A 12,480-nucleotide genomic window follows, 5' to 3' on the forward strand; every position below is an offset into this window, starting at 1 on the left:
TTAGAGTATTTATTTTTGCTAGATTGCATCAATCCGCGACTAGTGCATGGCAAACTAGATGTAGTCTTCGTCAAGTGAGCCGTCAAGTTGAGTTGGCTCTGAGGTGAAGCCAACAGAGCTAGTTTGTAACGCGGTGAAGATCTGGAGAAAAATCCTCAACCTGTGAGAATGCTCAGATCCACACCCGTTGGCATCGCCGTACCGAGCGGTAATCATCAACTGCGCCTGTGATGGCACCTCCAACTCAACACCCGCAACTGTGATGCGGCGATCGTCCATCCATCTGTGCACTGCTATCATCTACCATGCTGACCTGCCCCTACTGTCGATCGCCAAATCCAGACCACCACAACTTTTGTCAAGGTTGTGGTCGATCGCTCAAGCATTATATCTGTCCGACTTGTAACAGTAATGTGGAAGTTGATGCCCAAAGTTGTCCGCAGTGCCAAACAATCAGCGGTACTTACTGGCAGGCGATTATCGAACCGACAGTCACAGAGCCAACCACAGCAGTAGCGATTTCAGATCCAGATCCGCTAGCTGCCATCCAGGCTCAAGCGCGATTGTCACCGCCACCGTTGCCCACAGATATCGCTCCTAGCACCAGCGATCTCCAGTCAGAATTCGAGCTGAGTCCGTGGGATCTGCCGTCACCAGTGCAAGAAGCTAGCCCAGTGGAGATCGCCCCAGCCAACTTGGCGGCGGGCACAATTGTTGATGATTTGGAGACTAGTCCTTGGGACTGGGTATCGCCACCGACTCCCAGCCGCGCCGATAGCCTGCCTCAGCCCGCTGGGCAGGAGGCGATCTCGACAGATCCGAGCATGACAGACAGCCAACCATTGGTAGCGACTACCTATCTCGATCCTCGATGTCAATATCGACTACTCGATCCGGTAGTCATCCAACTGCTCGCACCGACTGACTCTAGCCAAGTCCTGGTAATCGATCGTCAACCTTTCTGTAATTCCCCTTTGGAGATATTGATGGAGCAACAACCCGTCACATTAAATACCCCTGTTGACGATATCGTACCGCGACATCCAGGTGCTGCACCCGCCCCAACACATCGTCAATGGGCATTCTGGAACGATCGGGGTATTCCCAAAGTTGCCCAGGCATACATCGCGCTCCAAGTCAGTTTGCCAGGGACGATTCCGGCAATCCGCGATAGTTGGGAAAATGATGGCAAAACAGTGACGATCGTCGAGGATCGGAGTAAGTGGACACAGTTGAGTAGTGGTTGGAACGATCCTAGCATTCCAACTTCCCAAACGATCTACTGGCTCGACCAAACACTCAAACTTTGGGTCACGTTAGAGCCGTGGCAAATGCGCCAAAGCTTATTGGAAATCGGCAACCTGCTCCTAGATGAAGATGCCCGCATCTGCTTTCAACGTCTGTATCCAGAAACAGATCGCCACCTCAAGCTAGCTGATTTGGCGCAGATGTGGCAAAAATTGTGCGATCGTGCTTATCGATTTGACACTGACGCCGCATCAGCGCAGAAATCTCCGACAGTCGCGATCGCCAATTTGATCGAATCGATCCAAAGTGGTGAACTCGAACGCGTCGAAGAAGTCCGCTCCAGGCTTCAGCAAATTGCTTACGAACTCGAACCAAAACAACTCAGCGCACCCCTGCAATCTACTGCCTCCGGTGATTTGAGCATTCCTCACGATGCACCGACAATTGGCATCGCCAAAAAATTGATCGGTTTAGAAGACGCGGCTGCTACCCATACAGGCAAAAAACGCGACCACAACGAAGATTGTTTCGGCGTTGTCAGCCGGATCGAGCGTCAAGATAGTCCCAAAGGCAAAACGATCGCGGCACAGGGTTTGTATATCCTCTGCGATGGCATGGGCGGACATGCTGGTGGGGAGATCGCCAGCTCCATGACAGTAGACATCTTACGAGACTATTTTGCGACGCGATGGGGCGATACGCTCCCTGACGAGCAAACAATCCGCGAAGGGATCGTTGCCGCGAATGAAGCCGTACATGAAATCAATCAACAAAATGCCGCACATGGCAGTGGGAGAATGGGTACCACACTAGTACTGGTACTAGTTCAAGACCAAAATATTGCCGTCGCACATGTCGGCGACTCGCGCTGTTACGGGATTACCCCTACTCAGGGTTTGATCCAGCTCACCCTCGATCATGAAGTCGGACAGCAGCAAATTTTGCGCGGTGTCGATCCGGAGATTGCCTATGGTCGTCCCGATTCTTATCAATTGACTCAGGCGATCGGACCACGCGATCGCAATTATATCGCACCGGATATTAGATTCTTTGAACTGCAAGAAGATACGCTGATCTTACTCGCTTCTGATGGTCTGACTGACAATCAACTATTGGAAAATTATTGGCTTACCAATGTCGCCCCATTGTTGTCCCCTAATGCCAATCTCCAAGATGGGGTCGATCGACTTATTGATTTTGCTAATGAATACAATGGGCATGATAATATCACTGCGCTGGTGGTTCGGGCGAAGCTGGGTTAGATAGTTGACAGTTGACAGTTGACAGTTGACAGTTGACGGCTATAAATTCACCCTTCAAGTTTGGCAGGCTCAATTTTTCTCAGGGAATATTGCTAAAATTGACACAAATATCGTGAGCGAGAGCTTGACTTACAATGCTAACTACTACTGAGATCTTTTATCCAGACAGTGACGGGCAACCGATGGCAGACAATACCAAGCAATTTCGGTTGATTAGTGTCATCAAAAACAATCTCGACTGGTTATTTCAGGATGAAGAACTCGTGTTTGTGGCAGGGGATTTATTATGGTACCCCGTTGAAGGTAATCCCAAATATCGAGTGGCTCCAGATGTGATGGTTGCCTTTGGGAGACCAAAAGGCGATCGAGGATCGTACAAACAGTGGCAAGAAGATAATATTGTCCCGCAGGTGGTATTTGAGATCCTGTCTCCAAGCAATACTGAAGGTGAAATGGAGCGCAAATTACAGATTTATGCGCGGTGTGGTGTGGAAGAGTATTATATTTACGATCCCGATCGCTATCTCCTCAAAGGCTACCAACGTGAGGATGATTTCTATCTCGCACGGATCGAGATGATGGATGGATGGACTAGTCCACGGTTGGGGATTAATTTTCAGTTGAGCGAAGGTGAATTACAACTTACCCATCCTGATGGAAGACTGTTTAAAACTTTTGAAAGTGTTGCCACCGAACGCGATACGATCTTGGCGGAGAAACAACAACTGGAGAGTGACAAGCAGCAACTGGAGAGTGACAAGCAACAACTGGAGATCGATAAAAATAAGCGAGATGCCAAACTTCGAGAATTAGGCATCGATCCAGATACCTTATGATCTTATTCTGCCGCAATCATGTTTAGTGGTCTCGATCCGATTTGGTTATTTCTAGGTGGCTTAGTCTTGCGCTATGGCGGCGATTTGCTCAAAACGATCGGTCAGTTTGGACTACAAAGACTAGTGTGTCAAATCACGATCGCCGAAACCAATCCGATCTATAGTGCGATCTGTTGGGAGCTAGAACGCACGGGTAAAGTTTATGACTTTAGCGAACTCATCTATACTTCCACCCCTTTAGTGCCCCCAGCGATCGAATCACCAACACTCAAAACCAAGTTAGAACCGCGTTCGGGGTGGATTGGCATTGGCTACCACGGCGCGTATATCGGCATTCACCGTCATGATTTTAAAGTCACTGAGTTACAGAATACCCAGTTGATCGCCTTGGCAACCCTGCGGTGGTGGCAACCCCAACTACTCGCATGGCTAACCGAGATCGAGGCGAATTATAATCTCGAAGCACCACTGATCGTGCGGCTAATTGGTGGTAACATCTCGATCGTGCGGACTCAAACCAAGCGACGGAGGGAAACTCTGGCGATCGATATCGTCACCGAAACCGAATTATTTAAAGATCTCGATCGATTCCTCCAGAGTCGGGATCTCTATCGTCAACGGGGCATCCCCTGGCGGCGCGGCTATCTGTTCTACGGCCCCCCAGGTACGGGTAAAAGCTCATTGATTCAAGCGATCGCTAGTTTTTATGGGAGACAGCTTGTATCCCTGTCCCTGACCGATATGGATGATAGTGCCCTCCTCCGCGCCTGGTCGGAAATTACTGCAACTTCGATCGTCGCCCTCGAAGATATCGATAGTGTCTTTTCCGGTCGCCAACCCTTGGGAGAGTTATCATTTAGCGCGCTCCTGAATACCCTGGATGGCGCAGGAGCAGTCGAAGGCAGCATTACGATCCTGACTACCAATCATCGCCAACAGCTCGATCCTGCCCTGATTCGCCCTGGTAGATGCGATCGCGAGTTTGAGTTGGGGTATCTGAATCAGGACAGTTGCGCCAAGATGTTTGTCTGTTTCTTTCCCGATCCCAACTTAGCAGCGATCGTCTCCGCGCAGTTGGGTCGCTATCACGTCTCGCCAGCGGCATGGCAAAATTATCTCCAGTGTCAGGATGATGCCGCAGCAGCGGTTGCTAATTGTAATTTTGCCGCTCTTGAGGTTGTGGAGTAGCAGATCCGCAGCTCCCCGACTTCTTCAAAAGTCGGGGAGCTGGTGCGGCTTTAACTTACGACCGCTCTATTTTGCCTGTCGAATCAGCTCCATCGTTTTGGCATAATCGGCAGTCTGTCCTTGGCGACGAAATAACTCAGCACCTTTTCTCAGATCGGCGAGCGCACCTTTTTTGTCACCCATAGTTAGTTTGACTGCACCCCGATTGGTATAAGTTTCGGCATCTTGGGGATTAATCGCGATCGCCCGATCGAAATCTGAAATTGCTCCCCGACTGTCCCCTAATTCAAACTTAGCGACCCCCCGATTGTAATACGTCAGTGCATCCTGAGGATCGATCTCGATCGCCCGACTGTAGTCATTTATCGCCCCCTGTCGATCGCCCAATCCGAGTTTAGCGACAGCTCGATTGGTATAAGCTTCGGCATATCTGGCATCAATGGCGATCGCTCGATCGAATTCTACAATCGCCCCCCGCGCATCGCCCTGCTGATACTTCGTCGTACCGCGATCGTTGTATGCTACCGCAGGCTGGGGAGTGGGTGATGAAAAACTAGACGAGCAAGCAGCCAGGGGAATCGAGGTGGTAGAGAACAACAGCGTCAGGAGCACAAGCGTGGCTTTCATGGAAAATATCTGGCAAGTCAATAAGTTAAAAACATTAGTTGAGCAATCGTTGTCATACTTCGGCTACCCTCAGCACAAGTAGCCGCGCGATTCGGCAGAGCCGACGCTGTGCGCGAGCGGCAGGCTTGTGCCAACGCGAACGAAGTAGGTAATCGACACTCACTCCCCCACTCTAATTGTAAAAAAGGCGATCTGGTTTGTGGTAGATCTGCGCTAAAAATATATGTGTTTGAGGAAGGACTAGGTAAAAGGTAGACGGATGTAATGCGAACGGGTTCCCAGCGGAAACCTACTCCCTTCCTAGTGCAGAATTAGACATCTAATGTAAAGGTGAATGATGAATGGTGAATGATGAATGGTGAATGGTGAATGGTGAATGATGGATGGTGAATCAACACTGTCTATTTCTTGGGTGGGAGGGTTATAGTTCGCACAGGTTTGGGTCACTTTCATCGCCCCAATTATATGAGGCATCATAGCCCCAACTACAACCCCAAATCTGCGGCGATCCGGTGAGCGCAAGCAAATCCTGAAAATGCTACAGCATTCAAACCTTGCCCTGGAAAGGTACTATCGCCCACACAATATAAGTCAGGTACTGCCGTGCGATTGAAGGGCATATTTAATAATCCTGGTAACTTCCGCCGTGGAATCGGGCCATAACTCCCATCCGCACGACCGAGAAAGCGTCTGTGTGTGCGCGGTGTACCGATTTCCATAAAATCTAAACCCGCATTTAACCCAGGGAAAATCCGCTCCAATCGATCGAGTAATACCCCCGCTCGTTCCTCTTTTTTGGCTTCATATTCACTCGGTGATAAACCTTCCCAATCACTCATCCAACTGGGTGTAAAGGCATGAACGATCTGATATCCCTCTGGTGCCAAGCTCGGATCGAGCAAAGTCGGAATCGACACAAAAATCGTCCCCTCTGGCTCCTCCATCTGCGTCCAATCTTCGAGCAGCACATGGTGACACTCAGTACCCGCAGGCAATACACTCGCATCTACACCTAAATGTAGACTCAAGAACGCTGGTGACTTCTGATAGCGTTCCTGCCACTTCTGCTCCTGCTTAGGCATTTCCGTCGCTGGTAAGAGCTGCTCGAATGTATCCCAGCGCGTGGCATTGGATACGATTTTCTTAGCGTACAAAGTCTTACCATTTGCCAACTTCACACCGACAGCTTTGCCTTGCTCGGTGACGATTTTGGTCACCCGCGACTTGTAGTGAATGATCCCGCCAGCTTTTTCCAAGCCAGTCACTAATTTTTGGGCGATTTGTCCGACGCCACCTTTGGGATAATTAATCCCCCCATAATGTCGATCTGAAAATACCATCCCCGCATTGATCATCGGGGTCATTTCCGCAGGTACCACCGACCAGATATAGCACTCGATATCGATAAATTTAAGTACGTTTGAATCTTTGATATACTTGCGGGCGATATCACCGACATTCAATGGTAAATACTTGACTAAACCCAGACAGGCACCTGGATGTTGAAAAAATACCCGCATTAGATACCGCAACTCTTCTAGCGATAACAAATCCATCGCATTCAGGCAATTAAATACCTGCCAACACTCATCATAAAACTGTCTAATTCCCTTCGCTTCATGTGGAAATCTAGTAAATAGTTCCTGTAAAAACTGCTCGTAATCCTGATGAACTTTGATATCCAAATCGTCAGGTAAATGATACTGCACCTGCACCGGATCGGGAATTGTCTCGATACTTTCACCCACGGCGGCTAGCGCACGCGTCAACAAATTGGTCGTACCCTGCTTCCCAAACCCAAAAATCATCGAAGCACCAACATCAAATCGATACCCCTCGCGATCGAAATACCCCGAACTTCCACCTGGAATCAGATATCGCTCCAATACCAAAACCTTCGCACCCTTAGCCGCCAACTGAGTCGCCGTCACCAATCCACCAATGCCCGAACCAATAATAATGGCATCAAAAATCGTTCGGTCATCCAGCAACGCAGTAGTTTCAGCAGTAGTACTCACAGTCATAAACGAATCTTAAAAAAATCTAAAACGTCATTCTATCTTCAATTTTACCCCTTTTCTCGAATAAGCCAAACCAAAACTCACTTGATATTTGTCCGCGCCCGTCACCTCCTACTGCTGCTCTTAGTCAAGGCTACGAGATATATACCCTGTAGCCTCAATTACTGCATACCCAAGACCTAATTCTAGTATGCTGATAATTAGTACCCGCTAACCGATGACTGAATATGGACTGGCAAGAGATTTCTGGGGGAGTGACTGCACCGCGAGGCTTCAGAGCGGCGGGGATTACTGCGGGGTTAAAGGCTTCAGGGTTACCAGATTTGGCGTTGATTCTGTCTGATGTAGACGCGATCGCGGCTGGAGTCTTCACGACGAGTCAGGTACGCGCTGCTTGTGTCGAATACTGTCGCCAACAACTTGCTGTCAAACCGAGTGCGCGGGCAATTCTCTGCAATTCGGGACAGGCGAATGCTGCTACTGGCGAAGCTGGTTGGGGTGACGCAATCGACTGTGCTAATGCGCTGGCTGATGCCCTCAGGATCGCGCCAGAAGGGGTCTTGCTAGCCTCTACTGGGGTAATTGGTCAGCGGATTAAAATGGATGCCTTAATTGCTGGAATTCCGCGTTTGGTGGCAGCGGCGGCTCCAGATGGGGGCGATGCTGCGGCGAAGGCGATTATGACGACTGATTTGGTGAGCAAATCGATCGCCCTAGAGACGACAATCGGCGATCGCACCGTGCGAATTGGGGGGATGGCGAAGGGTTCGGGGATGATCCATCCAAATATGGCAACTCTACTGGCTTTTGTAACTTGCGATGCAGCGGTATCGACAACGCTGTGGCAACAAATGCTAAGTCGTGCTGCGAATAAGAGTTTCAATCAAATTACTGTCGATGGTGATACTAGTACGAATGACACGCTCATTGCCCTTGCGAATGGGGAATCGCGGACGCCAGCGATCGTTCAAGCTGGAGCAGAGGCGGACAAATTGGAAGCGATGCTCACGGCTGTTTGCCAGTATTTGGCTAAATCGATCGCTCGCGATGGTGAAGGGGCTACTTGTCTGATTGAAGTGCGAGTATCGGGGACAGGAAGCGATCGCGAGGCGCGGCAAATAGCGCGTGAGATTGCTGGATCTTCATTACTTAAAGCGGCAATTTTTGGACACGATCCTAATTGGGGACGGATTGCGATGGCGGCTGGTAAAGCTGGGGTACCCTTCGATCAAAATAATTTGGCGGTACGTTTGGGTGAGATCCAATTGATGGCAAACGGGCAACCTTTGACATTCGATCGAGTTGCTGCGAGTGATTATCTCAAAGCGGCAAGTCAGGGGGAATACCTCAAAACAGATATTGTGCTCATCAGCGTAGCTGTTGGGAATGGTGCTGGTGTAGGCATTGCCTGGGGCTGCGATCTTAGCTATAACTATGTAAAAATTAATGCAGAATATACAACATAGGATTAATGATTGGGGGCATCGATATTGTGCTCACGAGTTAAAATTTTTACTATAGATCGTTGCTCATGACGGAGCGACACCAGCGGCTAGTCCAATTAATTGCATTAATCAATTATGTTTGACTCTCTCTCAGAGAAACTACGTCAGCACCTAAACTTCCTCGATCGAAACACAATTATTATCGGTGCTGCGGTGGCTATAGGTAGTATGGCACTCGCTGGTGGTGGATTTTTTTATTCACCTTACATCACCATCAATAACATTAAGAACGCGACGACTAATCGTAACTCTGATGCCTTATCCCAAGAGATTAATTTCGCAGAACTACGGACTAGTTTCAAAGAAAATATCAAAGCTCAAGTAGTTAAACAGCTCGGTGAAGCTAATGACACTCGATCGCCAAAAATGACTATAAGTACGATTGAAAAAACAGTAAGTCTAATGGTGGATAGTTTAATTACACCTGAAGGCATCGAAAAATTGATGCTGGATAAAGTACCTGAAGCTAAAATAGATCTTAGTAATCTCGAACGAGATCTGGCTCGTTCGGAGATCGCAATGGGCTACGAGTCATTCGACCGCTTTGTCGTTCGGATCATCGATAAAGTCGATCGAGCTAAAGATGTCAGCTTGATTTTGAAGCGCGATGGCATCGCCTGGAAACTAGCTGGAATCGACATTTCTCAAACCTAATCCTCTAACTCGATCCTCAGGTGAACTAGATCTTCGAGTACCTGACGAATGTGTAGCTCAACTTGTTGTTTGCGCTCGGCTAAATCCTTTAACTGTTGATATCTAGCAATTGCTTGAGAGACGCTCAAAATCTCCGCCATCGAACAAGGACGCGTCCATAAGTTGCCATATTCATCCAATCCACATAATCGATACCCAGCTTGAGGATCGACAGTAGTTAAATCGATCGGATCGACAGTAATATAGGGAGTAGGAATCGGTTCACCAGTAGTGCCTGGATTGAAAGTGCGGGATTCTAACCATGCGGCTAAAACTGTACCACTACTGGCGATCTCTAGGCTTTGTGCTGCGATATCTTGCAATTCTTGCTGCCACTGAGTCACCATTTTGTAGATCTCTTGGAGCATATGTGCTGCCAAAATTGGGTTGGCATCTTGGCGGAGATGGCTAAATTTGGGGACTTGAGTGGTGACTAGTCGATCGTTCGATTCAAAAAAATTGCGATCTGTAGATATTGACATATTCAATGTGGTTGATAGTTGGGCTGCGCGCGCGACGGCTCGATCGAGATCGGACAGACAGCGCAGTGGAGCGGCTCAATTTAGATCCAGTTAAATGGGTCGGAGTTGAATGATTAGCAGCATAACTTAATTTTTGATAACAGATGCTACACCAATGGAACAGCGACAACTTATTTTAGTTACAGGTGCAGCCCGCTGTGGTAAAAGTGAATGGGCGGAGACTCTCGCTCACCAGAGCAACAAAGCCGTCACCTACATTGCTACCGCAACTATAGATCCCACCGACCCCGAATGGCAAGCTAGGATCGCGCTGCATCAGCAGCGTCGCCCAGCTACATGGCAGACTACATCAGCGATCGAAGATTTAGCCACCATCATTCATCAAGCTCCAGCTTCAGACTGCTTGTTGGTTGATTCGGTGGGTACTTGGGTGGCAAATTTGCTCGATCGATCGGATCGGGAGTGGGAAAATTTGACTCAAGAGCTGCTGGGTGAATTGCCAGCTAGTCTAGCGACGATCGTTTTGGTAGCCGAAGAGACGGGCTGGGGCGTGGTACCAGCTTATCCGAGCGGGCGGTTGTTTCGTGACAGGCTGGGGATGTTGACTCGTCAGATCGGCACGATCGCCAGTACAGTATATCTGGTTACTGGCGGTCACGTTTTAAACTTATCGCAATTGGGTACTAAAATTACGTGAGTTCGATGTGTGCTGCGCTGCTACTCAGTTACTCAAAAGCATAAATCCTGTTAAAATAAACTTACAGCACCAACATCTAAACATCTTCGATCGTAGCAACTCGTCCATGCCGACATCAATCCTCGTTGACAAGAAAAAATTAGCCAAACCGCCTTTAGATATTCACTATCTGGGCGATCGCTTATTGCGCCAGCCAGCCAAAAGAATTACTAGCGTAGATGAAGACCTCCGCCAAACGATTGTCGCGATGCTGCAAACTATGTATAGTGCCGACGGGATCGGTTTAGCAGCACCACAAGTAGGCATTCACAAGCAATTGATCGTCATCGACTGTGAACTGGATAAACCTGATGTGCCGCCATTAGTTTTGATCAATCCGACTATTAAAAAGTATGGCAAAGCCCTCTGTAAAGACCAAGAAGGGTGCCTGAGTATTCCTGGTGTCTATTTGGATGTCGAGCGTCCAGAAACGATTGAAGTGGCTTATAAAGACGAATTTGGTCGTCCTCGCAGTCTCAAAGCTGATGGCTTATTGGCACGCGCCATCCAGCACGAAATGGATCACTTAGGTGGTGTCTTATTTGTCGATCGGGTAGAAAATAAACTCGCTCTCACTGAGGAACTTCAGAAAAAAGGTTTCTCACTTCAGCATGTCCAACGTCTCAACCCCGGAGCATAGTTAACAGTTCATGTACACTCCTCTCACTGGTATCTGCTTACTCGGTGCCTCAATTTCTGCGATTGCCGCTGTCGGCTCGGTGTTTGAACTTACTTCTGGTACACCAGAATGGGGCACGGCAGTTACAGGTAGCATTTTAGCTGCAAGCATCCCGCTGACAGTGTTTCTGTTTCTGACTGCGGTAAAAAATTCTCGCTAGTTAAATTGGGAAGTAGCACATAATGTGTGCTAAAGCAACCCATCCATTAGTTGCATCACATCCACTGCACCTGCGGATAATCGATCGAATGGTGAGAGCGCAATTTGCGCTTCGAGGATACCTTTGAGCGCGATTAGTTTGAGGCTATTTTCGGCATGGGCGATCGAAATCGGGACGGCGGCGGGCAGATAACCAATCGCGCCGAGATCGGCGAGCAGTGCCCTTCTAACTTGTAAATCGCTATGAGCCAAGGCACGCACCAATCGATCGCCGTAGGTATTGTCTTGGGTAAGTTGGTACATCGATCGCAATGCAGCATATTCGATCCGCGGAATCGGATGTGTGAGGAATGGTTGAATCCAGGGTACGGCGGTGGTGGCACCGAGCGTACCCAATGCTTCTAAGATCGCGTCATAAGGTTCCGAAAAATCTGCGCCATCTGGCAGGAGCTGACCATCAGCAATCGCTGTAGTTAAAAACTTCACTAACTGCGGGATACAGCGCGGATCTCCCAACATTTCCAGAGCTTGGATTGCCGCTTCACGGACATAAAAATCCGTACAATCCAAACACTCAATTAGAGCAGGTACCGCTGCAAGTGCATTTAACTTGCCCAATGCTCTCGCCGCCGCTCGGCGGAGAGGATAGCCACCTTCAGGAGTACGGTCTGCTCCATCTGACAACGCCGCCATCAATCCACTTACAGCCCCTGGATCGTTGACTCGAAATTTGCCCAGCCACCAGGCTGCATATCCGCGCAATCCTAGATCTTCACCATCGAGGTTGGCGATCGCTTGGGCGATAGTAAGTGGCTGCCCAGCTTGAATTGGTGATTCATCATTCATCGTAGTTAATCAGTTATTGAGCACACCTACCGATCTTATTTTACAATTAGTTCTCGCCAAAAAAAGCCCCGCAGTCACTTCCCCTCGCCAACGCAATTGCTAACGGATGGAAATGACTGCGGGAAGCTGTGCCGAGTTTCTAGCTCAGTGCATTGATGGCATAGTCCAAGTAAGAATTGGCTTCAACCGCCGCATCAC

Annotated in this window: 13 protein-coding genes; 8 read left to right on the forward strand and 5 right to left on the reverse strand. The window is 48.9% G+C overall.

Annotated elements, in window-relative coordinates; all coding sequences use genetic code 11:
* Window positions 1-54: 54 nt before the first annotated feature.
* Window positions 55-300, reverse strand: coding sequence for a hypothetical protein (locus ACEW9J_RS10425; RefSeq protein WP_373545051.1), 246 nt, complete (start codon window positions 298-300; stop codon window positions 55-57).
* Between the two features lie 5 nt (window positions 301-305).
* Here ACEW9J_RS10425 and ACEW9J_RS10430 point away from each other — a divergent pair, with 5 nt between their 5' ends.
* The 3 genes from ACEW9J_RS10430 (at window position 306) to ACEW9J_RS10440 (ending at window position 4,534) form a co-directional block, all read left to right on the forward strand.
* Window positions 306-2,510: a serine/threonine phosphatase gene (locus ACEW9J_RS10430; RefSeq protein WP_373545052.1), complete on the forward strand. Its 2,205-nt coding sequence runs from the start codon at window positions 306-308 to the stop codon at window positions 2,508-2,510.
* Between the two features lie 134 nt (window positions 2,511-2,644).
* On the forward strand, window positions 2,645-3,346 hold the full coding sequence (locus tag ACEW9J_RS10435) for a Uma2 family endonuclease (RefSeq protein WP_373545053.1): 702 nt from the start codon (window positions 2,645-2,647) through the stop codon (window positions 3,344-3,346).
* Window positions 3,347-3,364: 18 nt separating this feature from the next.
* Window positions 3,365-4,534: an AAA family ATPase gene (locus ACEW9J_RS10440; protein ID WP_373545054.1), complete on the forward strand. Its 1,170-nt coding sequence runs from the start codon at window positions 3,365-3,367 to the stop codon at window positions 4,532-4,534.
* 66 nt (window positions 4,535-4,600) lie between these two features.
* Here ACEW9J_RS10440 and ACEW9J_RS10445 read toward each other — a convergent pair whose 3' ends face one another.
* Window positions 4,601-5,161 carry a tetratricopeptide repeat protein gene (locus ACEW9J_RS10445; RefSeq protein WP_373545055.1) on the reverse strand — a complete coding sequence of 187 codons (561 nt, stop codon included), beginning with the start codon at window positions 5,159-5,161 and terminating at the stop codon, window positions 4,601-4,603.
* 485 nt (window positions 5,162-5,646) lie between these two features.
* Entirely contained in the window at window positions 5,647-7,185 is a 1,539-nt protein-coding gene (gene crtH, locus ACEW9J_RS10450; RefSeq protein ID WP_373545056.1) for a carotenoid isomerase, read from the reverse strand.
* A 224-nt stretch (window positions 7,186-7,409) separates the two neighbouring features.
* Here crtH and argJ point away from each other — a divergent pair, with 224 nt between their 5' ends.
* Together argJ and ACEW9J_RS10460 are read left to right on the forward strand one after the other, a co-directional pair.
* Window positions 7,410-8,648, forward strand: coding sequence for a bifunctional ornithine acetyltransferase/N-acetylglutamate synthase (gene argJ / locus ACEW9J_RS10455; protein ID WP_373545057.1), 1,239 nt, complete (start codon window positions 7,410-7,412; stop codon window positions 8,646-8,648).
* Between the two features lie 114 nt (window positions 8,649-8,762).
* Complete coding sequence (locus ACEW9J_RS10460) at window positions 8,763-9,341, forward strand: DUF2939 domain-containing protein (protein WP_373545058.1); 579 nt, start codon at window positions 8,763-8,765, stop codon at window positions 9,339-9,341.
* Here ACEW9J_RS10460 and ACEW9J_RS10465 read toward each other — a convergent pair.
* Window positions 9,338-9,862 (reverse strand): hypothetical protein, encoded by a 525-nt coding sequence (locus tag ACEW9J_RS10465; protein ID WP_373545059.1) that lies wholly within the window; start codon window positions 9,860-9,862, stop codon window positions 9,338-9,340. The two genes, ACEW9J_RS10460 and ACEW9J_RS10465, sit on opposite strands and share 4 nt — an antisense overlap.
* Window positions 9,863-10,016: 154 nt before the next feature.
* On the opposite strand from ACEW9J_RS10465, the gene cobU reads away from it, so the two are divergent.
* From cobU to ACEW9J_RS10480, 3 genes are all read left to right on the forward strand, one after another.
* Entirely contained in the window at window positions 10,017-10,559 is a 543-nt protein-coding gene (cobU, locus tag ACEW9J_RS10470) for a bifunctional adenosylcobinamide kinase/adenosylcobinamide-phosphate guanylyltransferase (RefSeq protein ID WP_373545060.1), read from the forward strand.
* A 106-nt stretch (window positions 10,560-10,665) separates the two neighbouring features.
* Window positions 10,666-11,238: a peptide deformylase gene (gene def, locus ACEW9J_RS10475; protein WP_373545061.1), complete on the forward strand. Its 573-nt coding sequence runs from the start codon at window positions 10,666-10,668 to the stop codon at window positions 11,236-11,238.
* Between the two features lie 10 nt (window positions 11,239-11,248).
* A complete protein-coding gene (locus tag ACEW9J_RS10480) occupies window positions 11,249-11,437 on the forward strand; it encodes a hypothetical protein (protein WP_373543830.1) in 189 nt (62 codons plus the stop codon).
* 29 nt (window positions 11,438-11,466) lie between these two features.
* On the opposite strand, the gene ACEW9J_RS10485 is transcribed toward ACEW9J_RS10480, so the two are convergent.
* On the reverse strand, window positions 11,467-12,282 hold the full coding sequence (locus ACEW9J_RS10485; RefSeq protein ID WP_373545062.1) for a HEAT repeat domain-containing protein: 816 nt from the start codon (window positions 12,280-12,282) through the stop codon (window positions 11,467-11,469).
* Window positions 12,283-12,480 lie beyond the last annotated feature (198 nt).

The sequence above is a fragment of the Chamaesiphon sp. genome (assembly GCF_041737865.1).
In the GTDB taxonomy this organism is placed as follows: domain Bacteria; phylum Cyanobacteriota; class Cyanobacteriia; order Cyanobacteriales; family Chamaesiphonaceae; genus Chamaesiphon.

Coding starts and splice junctions, on each gene's coding strand:
- ACEW9J_RS10425 (WP_373545051.1), bottom strand. CDS start 300: ATGATAGCAGTGCACAGATGGATGGACGATCGCCGCATCACAGTTGCG.
- ACEW9J_RS10430 (WP_373545052.1), top strand. CDS start 306: ATGCTGACCTGCCCCTACTGTCGATCGCCAAATCCAGACCACCACAAC.
- ACEW9J_RS10435 (WP_373545053.1), top strand. CDS start 2,645: ATGCTAACTACTACTGAGATCTTTTATCCAGACAGTGACGGGCAACCG.
- ACEW9J_RS10440 (WP_373545054.1), top strand. CDS start 3,365: ATGTTTAGTGGTCTCGATCCGATTTGGTTATTTCTAGGTGGCTTAGTC.
- ACEW9J_RS10445 (WP_373545055.1), bottom strand. CDS start 5,161: ATGAAAGCCACGCTTGTGCTCCTGACGCTGTTGTTCTCTACCACCTCG.
- crtH (WP_373545056.1), bottom strand. CDS start 7,185: ATGACTGTGAGTACTACTGCTGAAACTACTGCGTTGCTGGATGACCGA.
- argJ (WP_373545057.1), top strand. CDS start 7,410: ATGGACTGGCAAGAGATTTCTGGGGGAGTGACTGCACCGCGAGGCTTC.
- ACEW9J_RS10460 (WP_373545058.1), top strand. CDS start 8,763: ATGTTTGACTCTCTCTCAGAGAAACTACGTCAGCACCTAAACTTCCTC.
- ACEW9J_RS10465 (WP_373545059.1), bottom strand. CDS start 9,862: ATGTCAATATCTACAGATCGCAATTTTTTTGAATCGAACGATCGACTA.
- cobU (WP_373545060.1), top strand. CDS start 10,017: ATGGAACAGCGACAACTTATTTTAGTTACAGGTGCAGCCCGCTGTGGT.
- def (WP_373545061.1), top strand. CDS start 10,666: ATGCCGACATCAATCCTCGTTGACAAGAAAAAATTAGCCAAACCGCCT.
- ACEW9J_RS10480 (WP_373543830.1), top strand. CDS start 11,249: ATGTACACTCCTCTCACTGGTATCTGCTTACTCGGTGCCTCAATTTCT.
- ACEW9J_RS10485 (WP_373545062.1), bottom strand. CDS start 12,282: ATGAATGATGAATCACCAATTCAAGCTGGGCAGCCACTTACTATCGCC.